We start from the raw sequence: 24,009 nt of genomic DNA on the forward strand, positions 1-24,009 counted from the left end.
CGTGCCCGCAGCCGGGCCACCCGGCAGCGGCTTCTGGGGGCGCCGGTGTCCCGCGGTGGGGAAAACCCCCCGCCGCGGACGCCGACCCCCCTCATGGTCAGCCGCTCCCCGGGACGGAAGTCTTGGGGTACCCCCTCCACCACACAGAAACGGACACAGGCGATGGCCGACCACCTCCTCCCCGTGGCGATCCGCGCGCCGTTCCAGGCCCGCACCTGGCGCGAGTTCGGCTATCTGGTCCTCGGGCTGCCCCTCTCCGTCGTCTTCTTCTCCCTCTCCGTCGCCCTGGTCTCGGCCGGCGCCGGCCTGCTGGTCACCTTCCTCGGCATTCCGGTCCTGGCCGGCTGCCTCGCGATGTGCCGCGGCTTCGGCGCGGTGGAACGGGCCAGGGCGCGGGGCCTGCTCGGGCTGGACGTGGCCGCGCCCCGGCCGGTGCGGGGGCGTACCGGCGGGGCGCTGTCGTGGATGGGCGCGATGCTGAGGAGCGGGGCGTCCTGGCGGCACCTGCTGTACGCCGTCGTGCACATGCCGTGGGCGGTCTTCTCCTTCTCCCTGGCCGTGACCCTCGGGGGGTGGGGCTGGGCGTTCCTCACGTACCCGCTGTGGCAGTGGGTCTTCCCTGCGTACGCGGGCCAGGACGGCCTGCAGCTGTACGGGGACGGATCGCACGACCTCTATCTCGACTCGCCCTTCGAGCTCGCCGTCACCAGCGGCGTCGGTCTGCTGGTCGTCATGGCCTGGCCGTGGGCGGTCCGTTCCGTCGCGGCGGTCGACCGGCTGATGGTGGCCGGGCTGCTCGGCCCGTCGCGGATGGCGGACCGGGTGACGGAGCTGGAGAAGGACCGGGGGGTGGTGGTGGACACCGCCGCCGCCGATCTGCGCCGCATCGAGCGGGACCTGCACGACGGCGCACAGGCCCGGCTCGTCTCGCTCGCCATGGATCTGGGGCTGGCGAAGGAGAAGCTGTCCGAGGACCCGCGGGCCGCCGCGCGGATGGTGGAGGAGGCGCACGGCGAGGTGAAGACGGCGCTGCAGGAACTGCGCGACCTGGCCCGCGGCATCCACCCGGCGGTGCTCACCGACCGAGGGCTGGACGCCGCGCTGTCCTCGATCGCCGCACGGTGCACGGTCCCGGTCGCGGTGGAGGTGGACCTGCCGGCGCGCCCGCTGCCGGCGATCGAGGGCATCGCGTACTTCACGGCGTCCGAGCTGCTGCAGAACGTGTCCAAGCACTCCGGCGCGCGGCGGGCGTGGGTGGACGTGTGGCGGGCGGGCAGCCGGCTGATGCTCCAGGTACGGGACGACGGCCGGGGCGGCGCGGAGACGGCGACGGGCCGGGGGCTCGCGGGTCTCACGGAACGGCTGGACGCGGTCGACGGCGTGCTCGCGGTCGACTCGCCGGAGGGCGGACCGACGACGGTCACGGCCGAGCTGCCCTGGCGGGCCTGACCCGGCCGCCCCCGGGGGGACCCGCCGCGGCCGTACCCGGCCCCGACCCGCCGGCCGGCGGTCCCGCCCGCCTCCGGCGTCCCACCCGCCTCGCGGTGCCGGCGTGTCCGGCCCGTTCCGCGCTCCGGACATCGGTGATCCTCTTCCGGCCCCGGCGCGCCCCTCTTGCTGCGATGCTGGGGTCCGCTCGCCGGACCCGGCGGGACCGGTACCGGACAGGGGGCTTCGGAGACGTGGGTGTGGAAGACGTGGCGGACAGGGTGCGCGTGGTCATCGCCGAGGACTCGGTACTGCTGCGCGAGGGCCTGACCCGGCTGCTGACCGACCGGGGGCACGAGGTCGTCGCCGGAGTGGGCGACGGGGAGGCCCTCGTGCGGACCGTCGCCGGGCTCGCGGGCGAGAACGCGCTGCCGGACGTCGTGGTGGCGGATGTGCGGATGCCTCCCACCCACACGGACGAGGGCGTCCGGGCGGCGGTGCGGCTGCGCAGGGACCACCCCGGGGTCGGGGTGCTGGTGCTCTCGCAGTACGTCGAGGAGCGGTACGCCACCGAGCTGCTGGGCGGTTCCAGCCGGGGTGTGGGCTATCTGCTCAAGGACCGGGTGGCCGAGGTCCGTGAGTTCGTGGACGCCGTGGTCCGGGTCGCCCGGGGCGGCACCGCCCTGGACCCGGAGGTCGTGCAGCAGCTGCTCGGCCGCAGCCGCAGGCAGGACGTCCTGGCGAACCTCACCCCGCGTGAGCGCGAGGTGCTGGGGCTGATGGCGGAAGGGCGGACGAACTCCGCGATCGCGCGGCGGCTGGTGGTGAGCGACGGCGCCGTGGAGAAGCACGTCAGCAACATCTTCCTGAAGCTGGGCCTGTCCCCGAGTGACGGGGATCACCGACGGGTACTCGCGGTGTTGACCTATCTGAACTCCTGATCGACTGACACTCTGTCAGATATGGACCCACAAGGGGTCCGCAGACCGAAGGACGAACAAAGCACCACTTTCCGGACCCATCTGGGGGCGACAGAACGTGACATCAACGGCCAGAAGAGCGTCTCAAAACGACGTCCACGATACGAGAAGTCCCGGGAGGGGCACCCTTGCCGTCGTAGGGTGGGCCACGGGACGGCCGGTCGTCCGGTCGTCTCCCGAGCCTTCTCCCGCCTCGGGCGGGGAAGACCCTTGCCGCGAGGGAGGTCCAGTTCAGTGACCAGCCAGGTCAGCAGCCCGGCCGAGCAGGCCGACGAGGCCGACGAGGCCGTCGTCGGGGAACAGCGCAGCGCTTCGGCACCCACGGACGGCACCGAGAAGGAAGTCCGGCGCCTCGACCGGGTGATCATCCGCTTCGCGGGTGACTCCGGCGACGGCATGCAGTTGACGGGCGACCGTTTCACCTCCGAGACGGCGTCCTTCGGCAACGACCTCTCGACGCTGCCGAACTTCCCCGCCGAGATCCGGGCTCCCGCCGGCACCCTCCCCGGCGTCTCCTCGTTCCAGCTGCACTTCGCCGACCACGACATCCTGACCCCGGGCGACGCGCCGAACGTGCTGGTCGCGATGAACCCCGCCGCCCTCAAGGCGAACATCGGGGACGTGCCGCGCGGCAGCGAGATCATCGTCAACACGGACGAGTTCGCCAAGCGCGCGATGGCCAAGGTGGGTTACGCCACCTCCCCGCTGGAGGACGGCTCACTCGCCGGCTACCGGGTCCACCCGGTCCCGCTGACGACGCTGACCGTCGAGGCCCTCAAGGAGTTCGGCCTGTCCCGGAAGGAGGCCGAACGCAGCAAGAACATGTTCGCGCTCGGACTCCTCTCCTGGATGTACCACCGGCCGACCGAGGGCACCGAGAAGTTCCTGCGCGCCAAGTTCGCCAAGAAGCCCGAGATCGCCGAGGCGAACGTGGCGGCGTTCCGGGCCGGCTGGAACTTCGGCGAGACGACCGAGGACTTCGCCGTCTCCTACGAGGTCGCCCCGGCGACCAAGGCGTTCCCGCCGGGCACCTACCGGAACATCTCCGGGAACCTCGCCCTGTCGTACGGCCTGATCGCCGCCTCCCGGCAGGCCGACCTCCCGCTCTACCTCGGCTCGTACCCGATCACACCGGCCTCGGACATCCTCCACGAGCTGTCCCGGCACAAGAACTTCGGCGTCCGCACCTTCCAGGCGGAGGACGAGATCGCGGGCATCGGCGCGGCGCTCGGCGCGGCCTTCGGCGGCTCCCTCGCCGTCACCACCACCTCCGGGCCCGGCGTGGCGCTGAAGTCGGAGACGGTCGGACTCGCCGTCTCACTCGAACTCCCGCTGCTGATCGTCGACATCCAGCGCGGCGGACCCTCCACGGGCCTGCCGACCAAGACCGAACAGGCCGACCTCCTCCAGGCCATGTACAGCCGCAACGGCGAGGCCCCGGTCCCGGTCGTGGCCCCGAGGACCCCGGCCGACTGCTTCGACGCCGCGCTCGACGCGGCGCGGATCGCCCTGACCTACCGCACCCCGGTCTTCCTGCTCTCCGACGGCTACCTGGCCAACGGATCGGAGCCCTGGCGCGTCCCGGACCCCGACGAACTCCCTGACCTGCGCGTCCAGTTCGCCACCGGGCCGAACCACGAACTGGCGGACGGCACCGAGGTCTTCCACCCCTACAAGCGCGACCCCCACACCCTCGCCCGGCCGTGGGCCGTGCCCGGTACGCCCGGCCTCGAACACCGCATCGGCGGCATCGAGAAGCAGGACGGCACCGGCAACATCTCCTACGACCCCGCCAACCACGACTTCATGGTCCGCACCCGGCAGGCCAAGATCGACGGCGTCGAGGTCCCCGACCTCGCCGTCGACGACCCGGACGGCGCCCGGACCCTGGTCCTCGGCTGGGGTTCCACCTACGGCCCCGTCACGGCGGCCGTACGCCGGCTGCGGATCGCGGGCAAGCCGATCGCCCAGGCGCACCTGCGCCACCTCAACCCCTTCCCGAAGAACCTCGGCGACGTCCTGCGGCGCTACGACAAGGTGGTGATCCCGGAGATGAACCTCGGTCAGCTCGCCTCGCTCGTCCGGGCGAAGTACCTCGTCGACGCCCGCAGCCACACCCAGGTCAACGGCATGCCGTTCAAGGCGGAGCAGCTCGCCACGGTACTCAAGGAGGCCATCGATGGCTGAGTCGCTCCTGAAGCTCGTGCCCAGAGCCGAAGCCGCGCAGTCGATGAAGGACTTCAAGTCCGACCAGGAGGTGCGCTGGTGCCCGGGGTGCGGCGACTACGCCGTCCTCGCCGCCGTGCAGGGCTTCATGCCCGAACTGGGCCTGGCGAAGGAGAACATCGTCTTCGTCTCCGGCATCGGCTGCTCCTCCCGCTTCCCGTACTACATGAACACCTACGGGATGCACTCGATCCACGGCCGCGCCCCGGCCATCGCCACCGGACTCGCCACCTCGCGCCGCGACCTGTCGGTCTGGGTCGTCACGGGTGACGGCGACGCGCTCTCCATCGGCGGCAACCACCTGATCCACGCCCTGCGCCGCAACGTCAACCTGAAGATCCTGCTCTTCAACAACCGGATCTACGGTCTGACCAAGGGCCAGTACAGCCCCACCAGCGAGATCGGGAAGATCACCAAGTCGACGCCGATGGGGTCGCTCGACGCGCCCTTCAACCCGGTGTCGCTGGCGCTCGGCGCGGAGGCGTCGTTCGTGGCCCGGACGGTGGACTCGGACCGCAAGCACCTCACCGAGGTGCTGCGCCAGGCGGCGGACCATCCCGGCACGGCGCTGGTGGAGATCTACCAGAACTGCAACATCTTCAACGACGGCGCCTTCGAGGTCCTCAAGGACCGGGAGCAGGCGCAGGAGGCCGTGATCCGGCTGGAGCACGGACAGCCGGTGCGCTTCGGCACCGGCCTCGCCAAGGGGGTGGTCCGCGACCCGGCGAGCGGGGACCTGAAGGTCGTCGTGGTGACCCCGGAGAACGAGCGCGACGTCCTGGTCCACGACGCGCACGCCGCGTCCCCGACGACCGCGTTCGCGCTGTCCCGCCTGGCGGACCCGGACACCCTGCACCAGACGCCGATCGGGGTGTTCCGGTCGGTGGAGCGGCCGGTGTACGACTCGCTGATGGCGGACCAGCTGGAGGCGGCGGTCGAGCAGCACGGCAAGGGCGACCTGGGCCGGCTACTCGCCGGGAACGACACCTGGACGGTCGTCGGCTGAGGGCCTGACCGCCCGGCCAGAGGCCACCCGACAGGCTCCGAGAGCCTTGACGCGTGGCCCTCGGCCGCCCGGTCCGGAGGTCACCCGGTCGGGCTCCGGGCCATACGTGCGGGAAGGGCCCCGGTGCGGCACGCCGCCGGCCGGGGCCCCTGCCGCGTCCGGTCCCGGGTGGTCACGCCTCGGCCGCCTCGTCGAACCTGCCGAGGAAGCGGGGCACCCCGTCCCGCACCTGCCAGAGGAACAGCCCCTGGACGTGGACGAACGAGTTGTCGTTCCCGCTGATGGCGTAGGTCTTGGCGAGCCCCTGGTACGACGTCTTCTGCAGCCTGCCGCGCACCCCGTTGCGCTTCACCGACTCCGCGGGCTCCTCCGTGACGAGCCGCCGGAGTGACTCGGCGAAGAAGTTCGCGACGTCGAACGCCTCCACGGCGTACCGGTCCACCGGTGTGTTCTTCGCCAGCCCCCACCGCTCGCGGTAGGCGGCGGTGAAGGACGCCGCGGCCGGCAGCCGATCGGGGTCGACGTAGCTCGTGCCGAAGAACCAGCCTTCGGCGGCGGCCCCGGCCACCGTGAGGAACTCCGGCTGCAGGGGCTGTTCGACGCTTCCGCACCGTCCCCGGTACCCCTGGGCGCGGATCTCCCTGGCACACAGGGCGGCGCGGCGAGGCGAGGTCCCCGCGTACATCACGCCGTGCGGGTCGGTGGCGAGCGCCGCCCGGACGGCGGCGGTGAAGTCCTCGCTGTCGGCGGCGACGGGATGCGAGGACACCGTCCCCCTGCCCGGCGGCGAGTCCTTCATCGACTTGACGGCGAGCCAGCTGAAACGGCCGGCCTGCTGGTCCTCGACGACGGCGGTCCGGCGGGCTTCGTGTTCGGAGAGAAAGCGGGCGAAGGGCACGATCAGGGTGTCGGGGCCGGCCCGCATCTCGAAGTAGGTCGGCCCCGAAGCCTGGCCGCGGATGGCTCCCACGGGAACGGACGCGACGACGCTCACCAGGGGCACGACCCGACTGACGAGTTCGTTGCCGACGGCGACCGCGGTCTCGGTGGTGGTCGGTCCGAGCACCGTGAGCACCTCGGGGTCGCCGGCGTAGGTCCGGGCCGCCGCTGCGGACGCGGCCGGGTCCCCGCCGTCGTCGGTGACCCGCAGCGCGAGGGTGAACGGGCGGCCCGGGAGGGCGTTGAAGCGCTCCACCGCGATCCGCGCGCCGCGCTCCTGCGCCCGGCCGTCCGGCCCGCCGAGGTCGGAGATCAGTCCGAGCGCGTACGTCGGCAGGGGGCCGCCGGAGCCCTCGCCGCCACCGCCTCCGGTCAGCCAGGCGGCCAGGCCACCGGCCCCCGCGACGCCCGCCACCGCGCCGGCCGTCAGGAATCCACGCCGGGTGACGCCCTTCCGCGGTTCCTCCGGGCTCACCACCACGGTGGGTTCGGCCACCGGCAGGTCCAGCACCCGGGCGGACCGGACGGCGATCAGCGCGGGGAGTCCCGGCGGCAGCCAGTCGTCCGCCGGACCGTCCGCCGGGCCCAGCGCGGACCGTACCTCCACCGCCGACGGCCGGTCCGCGGGGTCCTTGGCGAGACAGGCGGTCACCAGCGGCAGCAGGATGTCCGGGACACCGCCGAGGTCGGGCTCCTCGTGCACGGTGCGGTAGACGACCGCGGCCACGGTGCCCGTGCCGAAGGGGCGCCGGCCGGTCAGCGCGTAGGCGAGGACGCAGCCCAGCGAGAAGACGTCGCCGGCCGGTCCGACGGGGCCGGACCCGTCGACCCGTGCCTGTTCGGGCGCGAGGAAGCCCGGGGTGCCGACCATCGCGTCGGTGGCGGTGAGCGCCGTTGCCCCGGCGGAGCGGACGATGCCGAAGTCGATCAGACGGGGGCCGTCGAGGGCCAGCAGGACGTTGCCCGGTTTCACGTCCCGGTGGACGAGCCCCGCCGTGTGCACGTCGGCGAGCGCGTCCGCGAGCCGGGCGCCGAGGGCGCGGACGGTCGTCTCGGGCAGGGGGCCGTGCACGCCGACGGCCTCGGCGAGCGAGGGTCCCGGCACGAACTCGGTGGCCAGCCAGGGTTCGCGTGCCTCCGGGTCGGCGCCGATGACCCGGACGACCCAACGGCCCGTGAGGCGCTCGGCGGTCCGCGCCTCCCGCCGGAACCGCTCGCGGAACCCGGGATCGGCGGCGTGCTCGGCACGGATGAGTTTGAGCGCGGACAGGGCCCCGCCGGCGGAGCGGGCGAGGTAGACCACGCCCATGCCGCCGGCGCCGAGCCGGCCCAGGAGGCGGTGGCCGGCGATCGACGACGGGTCCGCCGGACGCAGTGGCCGCACCGGGTCAGCCCTGCTTCGTCCTGGTCGGCGTGGCGGGCGCGGCGCCGACGAGCTTGTAGGCGCCGCCGGTCACCGCGTACAGGAAGGTGCCGCCCTGGGTCAGGTCGCCGCTCTCGTTGAAGGCGTAGGCGCCCATCGCGCCGTCGTACCGCTGCGTGCGCAGTGACTGCCAGAGCCCCTTGCGGGCGGGGGCGCGGCCGGCCGCGGCGGCGGCGGCCAGCTGCCGCAGGGTCATGGCGACGATGTCGTAGGACTCGCCCGCGTAGGGCGGCGGAGCCGTGCCGTACCGCTTCCGGTAGGCGGCGGCGAAGGCCGCGGACTTGGTGCGGGTGTCGGCGGAGGTGTCGGGGGCGGGCGAGACGGGGTCGCCGACGGGGGCGGTGACGAACCAGCCTTCGGCGGACCGTCCTGCCTCCTTGAGGAACGTCGTCCCGAAGACGTGCTGTCCACCGAACCTCGGTCCGGTGAAACCCAGTGCGGTCAGGGCGCGGGCGGCGAGGACGGCGGTCTCGGCGACGCCGCAGTGGATGTAGCTGTCGATGCCGGCGTCGATCATGCCGGCCAGGATCGGACGGTAGTCGGTGACGCGGCCGGGGATCACGCGATAGCGGCGCTCGACGCCGGCCACCCGCAGGCCGTAGTCGACGCCCCGGACGTACTGCCAGCTGTAGTGGTCGTCGGTGCGCTCCTGCAGGACACCGGGCCGCCGGACGCCGTCGAGGAGCAGGGCCGCGTAGGAGAGGTGCATGCCGGCGAAGATGTGGTGCGGTATCGCGCGCAGGATGGTGACGTTCGGCGGGGCCGACGTGTCCCGGAGGGTCAGCAGGTTGTACCCGGCGGAGACGGTGACGAGCGCCAGGCCCGCCTCCTCGAAGACGGGGAGCACGGCCTGGCCGGTGGCGTCGGAGGTGGGGCCGAGGACGGCCAGGACGGCCGGGTCGGCGGTGAGGGCGCGGGCGGCGGCCGGGGCTCCCGCCGGGTCTCCCCGTTCGTCGGAGACCTTGAGTCCGGCCGGCGGGAGTTTCCCGAGCGGGTCGCCGTTCTTCGCCGCGGCGATCCGGGCGTTGAACTCCTCCACGGCCAGCCGGGCGCCCCTCTCCTGGGCCCGGCCGATCTCCCGCGCCGGGCCGGAGAGGTCGGCGAGGACGCCGACCGACCAGTGCGCGGACGAGGCCGCGGGTGTGGTTCCAGGGCCGTCGTCGCCGTCGCGGAGGGCGGCCCAGGTGCCGAGGCCACCGGCGGCGACGAGGGCGGCGCCGCCGGCCGCGAGAAGGAATCCGCGCCTGCCGGTCGCCGGCGTCGGGGTGTCCGGTCGGTCGGCCTGGGTGAGGTCGATGGCGGGCAGGGCGAGCATGCGGGCCGCCCGCTCGGCGATGGTCCGGACGACGGGGGCGGGCAGCCAGTCGCCCGCCTCACCCGGGGCGTCCTCGGTGAGCAGGACGGTGGCCTCCGCGGCGGTGGGCCGCGCGGCCGGGTCCTTGGCGAGGCAGCTGCGCACCAGGCCCAGCAGCCCTTCCGGCACGCCGTCGAGGTCGGGCTCGTCGTGGACGGTCCGGTAGAGGAGGGCCTCGACGCTTCCGGCGCCGAAGGGCGGCCGGCCGGTCGCCGCGTGGACCAGCAGGCAGCCGAGGGCGAACACGTCGGCCGGCGGTCCGAGTTCGCCGGTCCGGGCCTCGGCCTGTTCGGGGGCGAGGAAGCCCGGGGTACCGACGACCATGTCGGTCGAGGTGAGCGTGGTGTCCCCGGTCGTCCGGGCGATGCCGAAGTCGATCAGACGGGGACCGTCGACGGCGAGCATGACGTTGCCCGGCTTCACGTCCCGGTGGACCAGCCCCGCGGCGTGCACCGCGGCGAGCGCGCGGGCGACGGCGCCGCCGAGGATCCGCACGCTCCGTTCGGGCAGCGGTCCGTGGGCGGCGACCGCCTCGCCGACGGAGAGGCCGGGGACGAAGGCGGTGGCCATCCAGGGTGCGGGGGCGTCCGGGTCGGCGCCGGTCACCGGGACGGCCCAGGGACTGGTGACGCGCCGAGCGGCCTCGACCTCGCGCCGGAAACGGGCCCGGAATTCGGGCTCGTCCGCGTACTCGCCGTGGGTGACCTTGACGGCGGCGAGTGCGCCCGCGTCCGTGCGGCCGAGGTAGACCACGCCCATGCCACCGCTGCCGAGCCGGCCCAGGAGGCGGTAGCCCGCGAGCGACGAAGGGTCCGCGGGCAGCAACGGCTGGAGGGCGCCCGGCTCGGGCACCGGTGGGGTGTCGGGGCTCACGACTGCACCTTCAGCTCTGCCTTGACGCGCTCGATCATGGTGACGAGTGCCTGGATCTGGGCACTGTCTGTCTCCCCGTCGACGTAGCCCGGCGCACCCTTGACGACGGTGGCGACGGTGACCTGGCCGATGCGGGACTGGTACCAGCTGTAGAAGTACCGGCCCTCGACCGCGTCGTTCTCGTAGGCGCCGCGCTCGCCGAGCGAGTCGGAGGCCGTGTAGTTGCCGCCGACGCCGAACGGGTTGCCGAGCGAGTTGAGACCGGTGAGCCGCTCGCCCTCGCGCAGTGTCTGATTCGGGCAGCGCAGCGCCTCCTCCAGGGTTCCGGCCATCTCCCAGTCGCCGTCCTCCTCGGTGCGGTGGACGGTGACGGTGGCGGAGACGCGCAGCAGTCCCTTGCCCGCGGTCGCGGGGACCTGGCTGGAGGCGGTCACGCTGTACAGCACGGAGGCGGGCGGGGTGCCCCGGTCCCACACGCAGTCGTCACGCAGGACGGGCCAGTGCTCGGGGTCGCTGACGTAGGGGGTGCGGCGGACGTAGCCGGGGCCCCAGGCGTCCGGGCCCGCGACGACCCGGAGCGCCAGCCGCTCGGCGTCGGCGCGGTTCGCGGGCGCCCGCGAGGGGTCGGGGGTGAAGTCGAGGCGGGAGGGAGGCGCGGACGGGACGGCGGCGGTGCCCGGTGCCCTCGCGGTGGGACTCGCTCCGGTCGTGCCGCTGTTCCTTCCGTCGTCGCGGTCCGCCCCGCCGGCCGCGCAGCCGGTCAGGACCAGGGCGCCCGCCAGTAAGGCGTGGCAGGCGCGCACCACTCTTCCGTCCCCGTACGCCACGGATCCCCCACGGTCCTTCGTACGCTCCCGATTGGTGAGCAGATCGTACGCCGGAGCGGGTCGGCTGATCTTCTTTATCGCCGCATCGAGGCGCAATGATGACGATTCCGCGACGCGCCCCGCCGGTCCCGCGCCGGGCCGCACCCCAAGGTCATGACCGTATCGCGGTACGGGCATGACAGTCCGCCCCCCTCGGCGCTACCTTCATCGGGACGGCGCGGCACGGGGCAGGAGGTTCGGTGAAGACGGACGACGAGGGACGGGCAGGACTCCTCTACGGGATCGGCGCCTACGGCATGTGGGGACTGGTCCCGCTCTTCTGGCCGCTCCTGAAGCCGTCGGGGGCGATGGAGATCCTCGCCCACCGGATGGTGTGGTCGCTGGTCGTCGTCGCCGTCGCGCTCCTGGTGCTCCGCCGCTGGGGCTGGATACGCGCCGTGCTGCGCACCCCGCGCAGACTGGCCCTGATCGCCGTGGCCGCGTCCGTGATCACCGTGAACTGGGGCCTGTACATCTGGGCCGTGAACGCCGGGCAGGTCGTCGAGGCATCGCTCGGCTACTTCATCAACCCGCTGGTCACCATCGCCATGGGCGTCCTGCTGCTGAAGGAGCGGCTGCGGCCCGCGCAGTGGGCGGCGGTCGGCATCGGCTTCGCGGCGGTGCTCGTACTGGCCGTCGGATACGGGCGACCGCCGTGGATCTCACTGGTCCTCGCGTTCTCCTTCGCCGTCTACGGCCTGGTGAAGAAGAAGGTCAACATCGGTGGCCTGGAGTCGCTGGCGGCGGAGACCGCGATCCAGTTCCTGCCGGCCCTCGCCTTTCTGCTCTGGCTGGGCTCTTCCGGCACCTCGACCTTCACGGGCGGGGACCCCGGGCACGCGGCCCTGCTCGCCGCGACCGGCGTCGTCACGGCCGCGCCGCTGATCTGCTTCGGCGCCGCCGCGATCCGTGTCCCGCTGTCGACGCTGGGACTGCTCCAGTACCTGGCGCCGCTCTTCCAGTTCGGCCTGGGCGTCGCGTACTTCCACGAGGCGATGCCGCCGGAACGGTGGGCGGGCTTCTCCCTGGTGTGGCTGGCGCTGTCGGTCCTCACCTGGGACGCGGTGCGCACGGCGCGCCGGAGCCGGGCGGCCGTCGAGGCGGCGGGCGCGGTCGCGGCGGAGGTGGTCGCCCACGAGGCGGCGACGGCGGCCGTGGAACCGGACGCCCCCGGGACGGGCGGCGGGGCCGGAGTGCGGAGCGGGACCGGCGGCTGAGAGCCCGTCGGGTGGCGGACGGGGCCACGCCCCGGGCGGGCGCCTCCCCACCCGTCGCGGCGGGCGGTCCCCGCTCCTGCGCCGGCCCGGGGCGGTGGGGCCGGGACCTCGGTGAGCAGCGGTCCAGCCGGAACGCACCGGTGCCGAAAAGGGCCGCCCGGCCGGATGCCCGGAGCGTCGTTCCGGTGGCGGACCGCGTCATGCAACCGCTATGACAAGTCACATGACTCCACTGCACTGGAAGCTTGTGATCGACGCCTCCGACCCGCACGCCCAGTCGGCCTTCTGGGCGGCGGCTCTCGGCTACCTGGAGGAGGACCACAGCGCGCACATCACCCGGCTGCTCGACCTGGGCGCCGCGCCACCCGAGGTGACGGTCACCGTGCACGATCACCCCGCATGGCGAGATCTCGCCGCTGTCCGCCATCCGGACGACCCCTTCGAGCCCGCGTCGGACGTCGGTCTGGGCCGGCGCATCCTCTTCCAGCGCGTCCCGGAGAGGAAGTCGGCCAAGAACCGGCTCCACCTCGACCTCCACCCGGCCCCGAACACCCGTGAGGAGGAGGTCGGACGCCTGGAGGGTCTGGGCGCCTCGGTCCTGCGCCGGGTGAGCGAACCGGGCGGCTCCTGGGTGGTGATGTCGGACCCGGAGGGCAACGAGTTCTGCGTGCACTGAGGCCCGCACGGCAGGTGAGCCGAACGGGGCGTTTTGCCCGCTCTCGCTTCACGAGACTGCCGAGCGGCAGCGTCGGATAGTCGTGGTCCACGCCGAGCGCGGCGAACTCGGCAGCCATCCGTTCGCACCGTGGGTCGGGCAGCTCTCGCGTGTGCTCGTCGCGGAAGATGGCGCGCACCTCCCGTGGAGCCGAGACCACGCGTCCGGACCGGACACGCCCCGCGCTCGGCAGCGGGCGCGTGACAGAGCTCCCGCACCCGTCGCCCCGGTGTGGATGACGCGTGCGGGAGAACCAGGCATCAGCCGTTCGGTACACGCGTGAGGCGGGCAGCTGTCACGGACTCGACGCTGCGAGCGGAACCTCATGAGGACGGTCCTCACCCGGACGCCGTCCGGTGAGCGAACTCCTCTGACCGGTTTCCGCTCTTGACGAGAAGTCAAAACCTCGTTGAACATTCAGCACGCACAGCCGTACGACGCACAAACGCACCATGCACAGCTCCAGCGCCTCGTGGCACCCATGCCCCGGGGCGTCTCGCACGTTCCGTCCCATCCCCGTTCGGAATCCGGAGCCCCCACATGAAACTCTCCGTTCCCGGAAGAGCCGGTGCCGTCGCCGTGCTCGCCCTCGCCGGGCTGCTCGGCACCTCGGCCCCCGCCGCCGTCGCACAGCAGGACGCCGCGCTCGCCGCGCCCGACATCCCCGTGGCGAACGTCAAGCAGCATCTCGCCGACCTCCAGTCGATAGCCAACGCCAACGGCGGCAACCGCGCCCACGGCCGTACCGGCTACAAGGCGTCCATCGACTTCGTGAAGGCCAAGCTGGACGCGGCCGGATACACCACCACGGTCCAGCAGTTCACCTCCAGCGGCTCCACCGGCTACAACCTGATAGCCGACTGGCCCGGCGGCGACCCGAACCAGGTCCTGATGTCGGGCGCCCACCTCGACTCGGTCACCTCGGGACCGGGCATCAACGACAACGGCTCCGGTTCCGCGGCCGTCCTGGAGACCGCGCTCGCCGTCTCCCGGGCCGGTCTGCAGCCCACCAAGCACCTGCGCTTCGGGTGGTGGGGCGCCGAGGAACTCGGTCTGGTCGGGTCGAAGTACTACGTCAGCCAGCTGTCCTCGTCGGAGCGCTCGAAGTTCTCCGGGTACATGAACTTCGACATGATCGGTTCGCCGAACCCCGGCTACTTCGTCTACGACGACGACCCGACGATCGAACAGACCTTCAAGAGCTACTTCGCGGGCCTCGGCGTTCCCACCGAGATCGAGACCGAGGGCGACGGCCGCTCCGACCACGCCTCGTTCAAGAACGTGGGCATCCCGGTCGGCGGTCTGTTCACCGGCGCGAGCCGCGTGAAGAGCAGTGCGCAGGTCCAGAAGTGGGGTGGCACGGCCACCTCCTTCGATCGCTGCTACCACTCCTCCTGCGACACGACGTCGAACATCAACGACACCGCTCTGGACCGCAACAGCGACGCGATCGCCCACGCGGTCTGGACGCTGTCGGCCGGTACCACCCAGCCGCCCGGCGGGACGGTCTTCGAGAACACCGCCGACGTGTCGATCCCGGACTACGGCTCCGCCGTCACCTCGACGGTCAACGTCACCGGCGTCGCCGGCAACGCCCCGAGCAACCTCGCGGTCGGCGTGGACATCATCCACACCTGGCGCGGTGACCTCGTGGTCGACCTGATCGCCCCCGACGGCAGCGTCTACAACCTGGCCAACCGCTCCGGCGGCAGCGCCGACAACATCCAGCAGACGTTCACCGTCAACGCCTCCAGCGAGGTCGCCAACGGCGCCTGGAAGCTCCGTGTCCAGGACAAGGCCCGCTACGACACCGGCTACATCAACAGCTTCAAGCTCACCTTCCCGTAAGCCCCGGTACCCGGAGTCCCGCGCACCCGGCGGGCTTCCGGGCCGAGGGCGGCGTCCGGCTCCACGGCCGGGCGCCGCCCGCACGACTCCCGGGTGGGCCGGTGACGCAGCCCGGCCCACCCGGGCAACCACCGTCGGGGCGGTGCGGGTCAGCGGCCGGCGTTCGCCGCGTCCACCAGGGCGTCCTTGGTGACGGCGCCGACGTAGACCTTTCCGTCATCCGTCATCAGCGCGTTGACGAGCTTGGTCGAGAAGACCGTTCCCGTACCGAACTTCCCGCTGACCTTGTCGCCCAGCGCGTCGAGGAATCCCCGTGCCTCCGCCGGGATCTCGGAGTCCTCCGGAGCCGGGGTCCCCGTGTCGAGCCTGGCGATCGCCGTCCAGCCCTCGCCGATGACGTTCACGCCGTCGCCGTCCTCCAGGCCCGTGAGGTCCCCGAGACCCCCGAGACCCCGCGGCGCCTTGTCCTCACCCTCCGGGAAGCCCTCCGTGATCCTCGCTCCGCTCGGTGCCGCGAAGGACGAGGCGGCCGGCTTGCCGAAGTCGATCTTCGTGAAGCCCGCGTCCACGACCGGCTTCCCGCCCGAGGCCGACCGGAGCGTGAACTTCAGCGGGGTGCCCGTGGCGGCGTCCACGGCCACCTTCACCGACTCGACCGTCGAGCCGCTCTGCTTCGGCTTGACGACCAGCTGGTAGGCATCCCGTCCGGCCACCTTCGCCGTTCCGCCGACCGTGATCGACGTCGTGCCGTCGGCGACCCTCAGAAGCTCGTCCGCGAGTTCCTTCGGGGTGGCGGGCACGCCCCCCGGCGTCCCTCCGGCCTTCGCGCCGTCCTCGGCGCCGCCCTTCGGGCCGTCCGCCTTCTCGTGGTACGCCTCCTTGGACGCGCTGTCGTACGCCCAGACGTCCTCGCCGTTGTGGATCAGGCTGTACTCGTCCGAGCCGTCGAGCACCGTCAGCCGCTGCCGCTCGGGGCCGTCCGCCGCGAGCCGCAGCGTGTGCGTGCCGGTGAAGAGCTCGGTGAGGCGGTCCTGCGGGTCCGCCGAGGAGGAACCGCCGCCGCCGACCAGACCCGCGAACGACGGCAGGCCCAGATCCGTGCTGATCTTGAAGGTGCCGGACAGCGACTGGGTGTCCGAGGCGGCGATCTTCTCGACGAGTTCCCGTGCCGTGATCTCCGGCAGGTCGGGGTCACCGGACGCGGCCAGCGCCGGGACCAGGCCGATGGTCGCCGCGGCCACTCCGGCCACCGCGACAGGGACGATGTAGCGACTCGCCCGGCGGCGGGGCGTCTGCGTGGTGTCGTTCGGTGCCATGGTCTGTGCTACCTCCGTGGTCGATGACATCCATCTGACCAAAACGGCGGTACGGAATCGTCAGTCTCCGGGCGCAACCTCACGTACTGCTACGGGATGACGGAACCCTGAGATCCCCGGGGCCGTCTCGGGCCGGTGCGCCGGGGTTCCCGCGCGCCGGACACCGGCCACGGGCGGGAGAAGGCCGCCTTCCGGACCGACGCGGTCCACCCGTACGGACCCTCACCGGGGAGCCGTACCGGGACCGGCCCGCGCCTTCGGCGACGCGGGCAGCGCGCGTGCCGGCGGCGTGACCGCCCGGCCGGAGGTCATCCGGCGGGCTCTCAGAGCCTGTCGGGTGGCCTTCGATCGACAGGCGGGCGCGGTCTGGCGCGGGCGATCCCAAGGCGCCGGGATGCCGCTGTAGCGGAGCTACCGGGGCATCCCGGCAACGCAGGCAGTGTGCGTGCCAGGGCGTGACCGCCCGGCCGGAGGCCACCCGGCGGGCTCTCAGAGCCTGTCGGGTGGCCTTCGATCGACAGGCGGGCGCGGTCTGGTGCGGGCGATCCCAAGGCGCCGGGATGCCGCTGTAGCGGAGCTACCGGGGCATCCCGGCAACGCAGGCAGTGTGCGTGCCAGGGCGTGACCGCCCGGCCGGAGGCCACCCGGCGGGCTCTCAGCCCGCGCGGTGGACCACCGCGTCGCACAGCTCCTCCAGGGCCGCCTTGGCATACCCCTCGGGCAGCGGCGCCAGCATCGCCCGCGCCTCCTCGGCGTACCGCACGGTGTCCCGGCGTGCCTGCTCCAGGGCGGGGTGGACCCGCAGTCGCCGCAGGGCCTCGGCGTGCCGTACGTCGTCGGTGAGGTCGCTGTCGAGGAGCTCGACGAGCTCCACGTCCTCGGGGCGCCGGTGCGTGGCTGCGGCGGTCCGCACGTGGAGCACGGGGAGGGTCGGAACGCCCTCCCTGAGGTCGGTGCCGGGCGTCTTGCCGGACTCGTGGGAGTCGGAGGCGATGTCGAGGACGTCGTCGGCGAGCTGGAAGGCGACGCCGAGCCGCTCGCCGTACTGGGTGAGGATGCCGACGATCCGCTCGTCGGCACCGGACATCATCGCGCCGAAACGGCAGGAGACGGCGACGAGCGAGCCGGTCTTGCCGCTGAGGACGTCGAGGTAGTGGTCGACGGGGTCGCGGTCGCCCTGCGGACCCGCCGTCTCCAGGATCTGACCGGTGACGAGCCGTTCGAACGCCTCTGCCTGGATGCGTACGGCCTCGGGTCCGAGGTCCGCCAGGGTGTGCGACGCACGGGCGAAGAGGAAGTCACCCGTGAGGACGGCGATCGAGTTGCCCCAGCGGCTGTTCGCGCTGTCGACACCGCGTCGTACGTCCGCCTCGTCCATGACGTCGTCGTGGTAGAGCGTGGCCAGGTGGGTGAGCTCGACGACGACGGCGGAGGGCACGACACCCGGTGCGTAGGGGTCGCCGAACTGGGCGGCGAGCATGACGAGCAGGGGCCTGAAGCGCTTGCCTCCGGCCAGCACGAGGTGCTGGGCGGCCTCCGTGATGAAGGGAACCTCGCTCTTGGTGGCGTCGAGGAGACCTGCCTCCACAGCCGCGAGTCCGGTCTGGACATCGGCTTCGAGAGCCTGGTCCCGCACGCTCAGCCCGAACGGCCCGACGACGGTCACGAGGGGGTCTCCTGTCTGCTGAAGCCTGCTGACGATCACGCGGATTGTCGATGTGTCTCCGGATTCGCTCAAGTCAGCGTATCCGGTCGCGTTTCGATCACCATGGGCGCCTTCCCGCCACCCCCGGTATGTTCGTGATCAGTTCATACGACCAGGAGTAGGCGTTTTGTCCCGAACGGCGATCGAGCGTGTGACGGGCGGCCACGACCGCCGCCCCGAGACGATCATGCCTGCTTCGGCCGGCCGGGGGAGGCGTCGCCCGCTTCGGGACCGCGGTCCGCGAACCCTCCCCGCCCCTTCCCGGCGCACGGCCGAGGGCGCCTGGCGTCCCGCCCGCGCCGCCCCCCGCTCCCCGTCCGCCCAGGCAGCCCCGAGGTGACCGTGCCGAAGATCCGCACCGAGTTCCCCTACGAGACCGTCCACGAGGACGTCCGGATCCCGCTGCCCGACGGCACGCCGCTGTACGCGCGGGTGTGGCGACCGGTCACCGACGAGCCGGTACCGGCCCTCCTGGAGTACCTGCCGTACCGGCTGACGGACTGGACCGCGCCCCGGGACCGGCAGCGCCATCCCTGGTACGCCGGGCACGGCTACGCCTCGGTGCGGGTCGACGTGCGGGGTCACGGGAACAGCGGGGGGCTGCCCGGGGACGCGTACGACCCGGTGGAGCTGGCGGACGGGGTGGCCGTGGTGCACTGGCTCGCCGCGCAGGAGTGGTGCACGGGCCGGGTCGGCGTGTTCGGCATCTCCTGGGGCGGCTTCGACGCGCTCCGGATCGCCGCACTCGCGCCCGAGCCGCTGAAGGCGATCGTGACCGTCTGCGCGACCGACGACCGCTACGACAACGACGTGCACTACCTGGGCGGCTCCGTCCTCGCCGTCGACATGCACGCCTGGTCCTCGACCATGCTCGCCTTCGCCTGCCGCCCGCCCGACCCCCGGTACGCCGGGCGGGAGTGGCGTGACCTGTGGCTGCGGCGCCTGGAGGCCGTGGAGCCGCCCGTGCACACGTGGCTGGCCCACCAGACCCGCGACGACTACTGGCGACGGGGCAGCGTCCGTGAGGACTACGGGGCGGTGCGGGCGGCCGTCCTCGCGGTGGGCGGCTGGCACGACCCGTACCGGGACACCGTGCTGCGGCTGGCCGAGCACCTGCCCCAGGACCGGGTCCGCGGGATCATCGGGCCCTGGTCGCACCAGTACCCGGACCGGGGGCTCCCGCCGGGTCCCGCGATCGGATTCCTGCAGGAGACCCTGCGCTGGTGGGACCACCATCTGAAGGGCGCCGAGAACGACGTGATGGCCGAGCCCCTGCTGCGGTCCTGGATCAGCGGCGCGCACCCGCCGGCCACGGTCTACGAGGAGCTGCCCGGCCGCTGGGTCGCGGACCCGGCCTGGCCCTCACCGAACGTCACACCGGTGGTGTACGCCTTCCAGGGCGGACCGGTAGCGGTGGACTCCCCCCAGTACACCGGTCTCGACGCGGGGCGTTTCCTCCCCCGCGGCGACGCCGCCGATCTCCCGCCCGACCAGCGCGACGAGGACGCCCGCTCCGCCTGCTTCGACTTCCTGGTGCCGCCGGACGGCGGGCCCGTCGAGATCCTGGGCCGACCGCGGGTGAGTCTGGCGCTGTGCGCCGCCGCGCCGACCGGTCAGGTGATCGCCCGGCTCTGCGACGTGGCGCCGGACGGCTCCTCGACACTGGTGACCCGGGGCGCGCTGAACCTGTCGGCCCGCTACGGGACCGACCGGGCGGTGGAGTCGCAGATCGGCGAGAGCGAGGACCACGTCGTCGAACTGCACGGCATCGGCCACGCCTTCGCACCCGGACACCGGGTGCGCCTCGCCGTCTCGTCCGCGTACTGGCCGTGGATCTGGCCCCAGCCGGACGCGGCGGGCTTCACGCTCGACCCGGCCTCCTCCCATCTGACGCTGCCGGTCCGCCGGCCCACGCGGGACGCGGTCGAGTGGGAGGAGCCGGAGCAGTCCGAGCCGCTGGGGGTGAGCGTCCCGGCGACGCTGGAGGAACCGCGGCCGGAGCGGCTGGTGGTGCGGGACGTGGCGAAGGGCGAGTGGCGGCTGGAGGTCGGTCCGCCGCACGGTGGGACCCGGGTCTGTCCGGACGGTCTGGAGCTGACCGAGGAGGCCCTGGAGACGTACACGATCGTCGAGGGCGACCCCCTGTCGGCCCGCACCCGCACCGACCGGTCGATCCGGCTGCACCGGCCGGAGGAGGGGTGGGACGTCACGGTCGAGACGCGGTCGGAGATCACCTGCGACGCGGACGCCTTCCTGACGGCGGACGAGGTGGTGTGCCGGGAAGGCGGGGAAGTCCTTTTCCACCGGACCTGGCAGGAGCGAATTCCCCGTACGTCGGGATGAATTCCGCTTCCACGCGGAGAATGCGGCCCGCACTCCTCCCGGAATGCGGGCCGCATTCGCCCGCGGTCTCGTGCCGTGGTGACTACGCCCGCGAATCGGCCTTGCGGCGGCGGACGACGAACATCGCGCCGGCGCCGAGCACGACGGCCGCGCCACCCGCGAGGGCGATCTGCGGCACGGCGTCACCGGAGCCGGTCTTCGCCAGCGAACCGGTGGTGCCGGTGGTGCCGGTGGTGCCGGTCGTGGTCACCGGGGTGCTGGACGTGCCGCCCTGGCCGGTGGTGCCGGTGTTGCCGCCGGAGGAGTCCGGGAGGGGCTTCTTCGACTTGGCGGCGATGTCGAACTCGAGGACGGACTCCTGGGACAGGCCGCAGGAGCCGTCCTCGCCGTCGTAGCCGCTGACGGCGAACATGAGGCCGCGACCGGCCGGCGACGTGGCGTCGACGGTCAGCTTCAGCTTGATGTCGGCGCGGGCGCCGGGGTTCAGACGGCCGAGGTCGATGCCCTCCTCCTCGTCGACCGAACGCCACTTCGGACTGGCGGCCGAGGACCACTTCAGGTCCAGGTACCGGTCCAGGTCCTTGAAGGTGTCGGCGTTGAACCCGGTGACGAAGGCGTAGGCGCCGGCCTGGTCCAGCACCTTGCCGGTGCCGTTGGTGATCTTCAGGCTGTAGTCGGCGGTGGTGCCGGCGACGACCTTCTTCGGACCGGTGAGGACGGTCACGAACGTGGACTCGTCGACGCACTCCTCGCCGCCTTCCTCGGCCTCCTCCTCGGCGTCGGCGAGGGCCTTCTTGGCGGCGTCGAGGGCCGTGCCGGCCTCCGTCTTGGCCTTCTGGGCCTTGGACAGTTCGCGGACGCCGTCGACCCGGGCGTCCTCCACGGCCGTGCGGGCCTTCGCCGCGTCCGCGTCGGCCGTCGCCTTGGTGGCGGCGGCGGTCTCGGCCGCCTTCTTGGCCTCGTCGAGGATCTTCTCGGCGGCGGCCTTCTCCTCGTCGGTGGTGGCGGCGTCCACCTTGGCCTGGGCGTCGAGGACGGCCTGGTCGGCCGTCTTCTTGTCGGTGTCGGCCTTCTCGGCCGCCGCCTTGGCCTCGGTGTAGGCGACGGCGAGCGGGTGCGTCCCGCCGTTCTCCAGGGACTTCAGGAGCGCGTCGAGGGTCTTCTGGGCCTCGGCCTCGGCGACCACGGCGGCGTCGTACGCCTTCTGCGCCGCGGTGACCTCGAGCCTCAGCTGCTCGATGGTCTTCTTCTTGTTCTGCGTCTGGTTCTGCGTCTGGTTCCGCGTCTGTTCGGCCGGCTTGGTGTCGGCGAACGCGGGCGCGGCGGAAAGGAGAACCACCGGCGTGGTCACAGCTGCCGCCACGGTGGTGGCGAGAATGCGACGGATGTTCAAGTCGGACCCTTTTTCTGGTCTGGGAAAGAAGGGAAGGAGGTGAGGTCGCGCCTGCGGAGGACTACACGCGACACGACATGAAGAGGATCGTATGACCTGAATGCGCGTGCGACGGAAGGAAATTCGAGGCCGCCGACACGCACAGCCGCCTCACAGGACGCGTAAACCACCTGAACGCGGACAGTTGTGCACGGAGGCCCCGGATTTTGTGTGACCCATGTCATCCGCGCCGCGCCGCCCGCCCCGTAACGTGTCCCCCACACCCGTGGAAAGCGAGGCAAGCACCGATGCCCGAGCAGTCCCCGCTCGACCTGCCCGAAGGCGATCCCTTCGGCCCGCACAACCTGCCGTACGGCGTCTTCACGACCGCGGACGAGCCCAGCCGGCGGAGGGTCGGCGTCCGCATCGGCGGGCATGTCCTCGACGCGGGGGCGGCGGCGCACGCGCTCGGCTCCCCCTACGCGGCGCTGCTCGACCGCCCCAGCCTCAACCCACTGCTCGCCGCCGGGCGCACCGCCTGGCGCGACGTGCGCCGGGCGCTGACCGCCTGGGTGACCGTACCCGCCCACCGGGCGGACATAGAGCCGCTGCTGCACCCGCTGGACGCCGTCACGACGCACCTGCCGTACGAGGTCGCGGACTACGTCGACTTCTACGCGAGCGAGCACCACGCCACCAACGTCGGCCACATCTTCCGGCCCGACGGCGCTCCGCTCACCCCGAACTGGAAGCACCTGCCGATCGGGTACCACGGGCGCGCGGGCACCGTCGTGGTCTCCGGCACCGACGTCGTGCGCCCCTCGGGCCAGCGCAAGGCCCCCACCGACCCGGCCCCGGTCTTCGGCCCGTCGGTCAAGCTGGACATCGAGGCGGAGGTCGGCTTCCTCGTCGGCACCCCCTCCGCGCAGGGCGCGCCCGTCCCGCTCGGGGACTTCCGCGAGCACGTCTTCGGGCTGACCCTGCTCAACGACTGGTCGGCGCGGGACGTCCAGGCATGGGAGTACGTGCCGCTGGGGCCGTTCCTCGGCAAGTCCTTCAGCACGTCGGTGTCGGCCTGGGTGACGCCCCTGGAGGCGCTGGACGCGGCCCGGGTCGCTCCGCCGGCGCGCGACGCCGCGCTGCTGCCGTACCTGGACGACTCGGCCGACGAGGAGCCCGGCGGCTTCGATCTGCGGATCACGGTGCGGATCAACGGCGAGGTGGTCTCCGAACCGCCGTTCTCGACGATGTACTGGACGGCCGCCCAGCAGCTCGCCCACATGACGGTGAACGGTGCCTCGCTGCGGACCGGCGACCTCTACGGCTCCGGCACGGTCTCGGGCCCCGAGGTGCACCAGCGCGGCTCGCTGCTCGAACTGACCTGGAACGGCCGGGACGCGCTCGAACTGCCCACCGGCAAGAGGACGTTCCTGGAGGACGGCGACGAGGTCACTCTGACCGCCTGGGCGCCGGGTCCGGACGGCACCCAGGTCGGTCTGGGCGAGGTGACGGGCCGGATCGTTCCGGCACCCCCCGCGTCCTGACCCCCGCCCGGGAGGGGGAGCCCTACGCGGCCCGCCAGAGCGCGGGTACCGAGGGGGGCTCCCAGCCCGGCTGGGCCACGTGGCCCTGGAGGCAGGCGTATCCCCGTCCCGCGTGGCTCACGCGGTCACCCGTCCGGTAGGCCGTGCCGGCGGCCCAGGTACCGGCGGGCGGCGGGGTGGTGGGGGTGGCGGTCGGTGTGGGGCCGGGGTCCTGCGGGATGTCCAGCACGACGTCGTAGGCCGCCTGCTTCGCTCCGCCCTCCTCGCGTACGGTCATCAGCAGCCGCGGGTCGAAGATGCCGTCGGTGTTGTTGCGCGGTTCGCCCGGGAAGTAGAGCTGTGTGGTGAGCACGGGCCGGCCGGGCGCCTGCACCTTGACGTGGATGTGGCGGGTGCGGCCGGGATAGAGCCCCGGGACGATGGTGGTGAGGGCGAACGCGCCGGTGGAGTCGGTGAACTGGTGGCCGCGGAAGCGGAAGCCGGTGTTGTCGTACGCGCCGTTGACGTCGGCCTGCCAGAAGTCCATCAGCACGCCGGCGACCGGCCGGCACGCCAGCCCGAAGACGTAGCCGCTGACCGTCAGGCGCGTGCCGGGCGTGCCGGGCTCCAGCAAGGACGTGCGCAACGGCGAGCCGGGCGTGAAGTAGGGCCCCTCGGTCTGCGGCGGGGTGGGGTCGTCGCCGTCGTCGCACGTGGGCGTGAGGGCGGGTGTGCCCCCGTCCGCCAGGGTGCGTGCCAGCGCCGGTACGCCCATCAGGGCCATGGGCGCCGCCATACCGGCCGCGAGCGCGGCGCGCAGAACCGTCTTGCGGCTGGGGTGTGCCGAGCTGATCTCGCCGTCCATGCCTGCTCCT

16 protein-coding genes are annotated in these 24,009 nt (G+C 72.6%); 9 read left to right on the forward strand and 7 right to left on the reverse strand.

Going from position 1 to position 24,009, the window contains the following annotated elements; all coding sequences use genetic code 11:
* Nucleotides 1-162 precede the first annotated feature (162 nt).
* The 4 genes from OG393_RS12615 (at nt 163) to OG393_RS12630 (ending at nt 5,640) form a co-directional block, all read left to right on the forward strand.
* Nucleotides 163-1,449: a sensor histidine kinase gene (locus OG393_RS12615; RefSeq protein ID WP_327374747.1), complete on the forward strand. Its 1,287-nt coding sequence runs from the start codon at nt 163-165 to the stop codon at nt 1,447-1,449.
* Nucleotides 1,450-1,709: 260 nt separating this feature from the next.
* The gene (locus OG393_RS12620; protein WP_327378407.1) at nt 1,710-2,369 is read left to right on the forward strand and encodes a response regulator transcription factor; all 660 of its coding nucleotides are present in this window, start codon (nt 1,710-1,712) and stop codon (nt 2,367-2,369) included.
* 273 nt (nt 2,370-2,642) lie between these two features.
* Nucleotides 2,643-4,595 (forward strand): 2-oxoacid:acceptor oxidoreductase subunit alpha, encoded by a 1,953-nt coding sequence (locus OG393_RS12625; RefSeq protein WP_327374748.1) that lies wholly within the window; start codon nt 2,643-2,645, stop codon nt 4,593-4,595.
* Nucleotides 4,588-5,640: a 2-oxoacid:ferredoxin oxidoreductase subunit beta gene (locus tag OG393_RS12630; RefSeq protein WP_327374749.1), complete on the forward strand. Its 1,053-nt coding sequence runs from the start codon at nt 4,588-4,590 to the stop codon at nt 5,638-5,640. The genes OG393_RS12625 and OG393_RS12630 overlap by 8 nt, the downstream gene beginning before the upstream one ends.
* A gap of 172 nt (nt 5,641-5,812) precedes the next feature.
* Here OG393_RS12630 and OG393_RS12635 read toward each other — a convergent pair whose 3' ends face one another.
* Genes OG393_RS12635 through OG393_RS12645 form a run of 3 tightly spaced genes read right to left on the reverse strand, consistent with a single transcriptional unit; the run spans nt 5,813 to nt 11,056 of the window.
* The gene (locus OG393_RS12635; RefSeq protein WP_327374750.1) at nt 5,813-7,963 is read right to left on the reverse strand and encodes a bifunctional serine/threonine-protein kinase/ABC transporter substrate-binding protein; all 2,151 of its coding nucleotides are present in this window, start codon (nt 7,961-7,963) and stop codon (nt 5,813-5,815) included.
* A 4-nt stretch (nt 7,964-7,967) separates the two neighbouring features.
* Entirely contained in the window at nt 7,968-10,229 is a 2,262-nt protein-coding gene (locus OG393_RS12640) for a bifunctional serine/threonine-protein kinase/ABC transporter substrate-binding protein (RefSeq protein WP_327374751.1), read from the reverse strand.
* Entirely contained in the window at nt 10,226-11,056 is an 831-nt protein-coding gene (locus OG393_RS12645) for a hypothetical protein (protein WP_327374752.1), read from the reverse strand. Before OG393_RS12645 ends, OG393_RS12640 begins: the two co-directional genes overlap by 4 nt.
* A 239-nt stretch (nt 11,057-11,295) precedes the next feature.
* Here OG393_RS12645 and rarD point away from each other — a divergent pair, with 239 nt between their 5' ends.
* From rarD to OG393_RS12660, 3 genes are all read left to right on the forward strand, one after another.
* Complete coding sequence (rarD, locus tag OG393_RS12650) at nt 11,296-12,312, forward strand: EamA family transporter RarD (protein ID WP_327374753.1); 1,017 nt, start codon at nt 11,296-11,298, stop codon at nt 12,310-12,312.
* Between the two features lie 223 nt (nt 12,313-12,535).
* Nucleotides 12,536-12,988, forward strand: coding sequence for a VOC family protein (locus OG393_RS12655; RefSeq protein ID WP_327374754.1), 453 nt, complete (start codon nt 12,536-12,538; stop codon nt 12,986-12,988).
* 579 nt (nt 12,989-13,567) lie between these two features.
* The gene (locus OG393_RS12660) at nt 13,568-14,875 is read left to right on the forward strand and encodes a M28 family metallopeptidase (protein ID WP_327374755.1); all 1,308 of its coding nucleotides are present in this window, start codon (nt 13,568-13,570) and stop codon (nt 14,873-14,875) included.
* 149 nt (nt 14,876-15,024) lie between these two features.
* On the opposite strand, the gene OG393_RS12665 is transcribed toward OG393_RS12660, so the two are convergent.
* Both OG393_RS12665 and OG393_RS12670 read right to left on the reverse strand, forming a co-directional pair.
* Nucleotides 15,025-16,191, reverse strand: a complete 1,167-nt coding sequence (locus OG393_RS12665; protein ID WP_327374756.1) for a LolA family protein — start codon at nt 16,189-16,191, stop codon at nt 15,025-15,027.
* A 655-nt stretch (nt 16,192-16,846) separates the two neighbouring features.
* Nucleotides 16,847-17,857: a polyprenyl synthetase family protein gene (locus OG393_RS12670; RefSeq protein ID WP_327374757.1), complete on the reverse strand. Its 1,011-nt coding sequence runs from the start codon at nt 17,855-17,857 to the stop codon at nt 16,847-16,849.
* Nucleotides 17,858-18,238: 381 nt separating this feature from the next.
* On the opposite strand from OG393_RS12670, the gene OG393_RS12675 reads away from it, so the two are divergent.
* The gene (locus tag OG393_RS12675) at nt 18,239-20,239 is read left to right on the forward strand and encodes a CocE/NonD family hydrolase (protein ID WP_327374758.1); all 2,001 of its coding nucleotides are present in this window, start codon (nt 18,239-18,241) and stop codon (nt 20,237-20,239) included.
* 82 nt (nt 20,240-20,321) lie between these two features.
* On the opposite strand, the gene OG393_RS12680 is transcribed toward OG393_RS12675, so the two are convergent.
* Nucleotides 20,322-21,632 carry an LPXTG cell wall anchor domain-containing protein gene (locus OG393_RS12680; RefSeq protein WP_327374759.1) on the reverse strand — a complete coding sequence of 437 codons (1,311 nt, stop codon included), beginning with the start codon at nt 21,630-21,632 and terminating at the stop codon, nt 20,322-20,324.
* Nucleotides 21,633-21,919: 287 nt separating this feature from the next.
* Here OG393_RS12680 and fahA point away from each other — a divergent pair, with 287 nt between their 5' ends.
* Nucleotides 21,920-23,155 carry a fumarylacetoacetase gene (gene fahA, locus OG393_RS12685; protein WP_327374760.1) on the forward strand — a complete coding sequence of 412 codons (1,236 nt, stop codon included), beginning with the start codon at nt 21,920-21,922 and terminating at the stop codon, nt 23,153-23,155.
* A gap of 22 nt (nt 23,156-23,177) precedes the next feature.
* On the opposite strand, the gene OG393_RS12690 is transcribed toward fahA, so the two are convergent.
* Nucleotides 23,178-23,999 carry a dioxygenase family protein gene (locus OG393_RS12690; protein ID WP_327374761.1) on the reverse strand — a complete coding sequence of 274 codons (822 nt, stop codon included), beginning with the start codon at nt 23,997-23,999 and terminating at the stop codon, nt 23,178-23,180.
* Between the last annotated feature and the right edge of the window lie 10 nt (nt 24,000-24,009).

This window comes from Streptomyces sp. NBC_01216, from assembly GCF_035994945.1.
Classification (GTDB): Bacteria; Actinomycetota; Actinomycetes; order Streptomycetales; family Streptomycetaceae; genus Streptomyces.

Coding starts and splice junctions, on each gene's coding strand:
- OG393_RS12615 (WP_327374747.1), top strand. CDS start 163: ATGGCCGACCACCTCCTCCCCGTGGCGATCCGCGCGCCGTTCCAGGCC.
- OG393_RS12630 (WP_327374749.1), top strand. CDS start 4,588: ATGGCTGAGTCGCTCCTGAAGCTCGTGCCCAGAGCCGAAGCCGCGCAG.
- OG393_RS12655 (WP_327374754.1), top strand. CDS start 12,536: ATGACTCCACTGCACTGGAAGCTTGTGATCGACGCCTCCGACCCGCAC.
- OG393_RS12660 (WP_327374755.1), top strand. CDS start 13,568: ATGAAACTCTCCGTTCCCGGAAGAGCCGGTGCCGTCGCCGTGCTCGCC.
- OG393_RS12665 (WP_327374756.1), bottom strand. CDS start 16,191: ATGGCACCGAACGACACCACGCAGACGCCCCGCCGCCGGGCGAGTCGC.
- fahA (WP_327374760.1), top strand. CDS start 21,920: ATGCCCGAGCAGTCCCCGCTCGACCTGCCCGAAGGCGATCCCTTCGGC.
- OG393_RS12690 (WP_327374761.1), bottom strand. CDS start 23,999: ATGGACGGCGAGATCAGCTCGGCACACCCCAGCCGCAAGACGGTTCTG.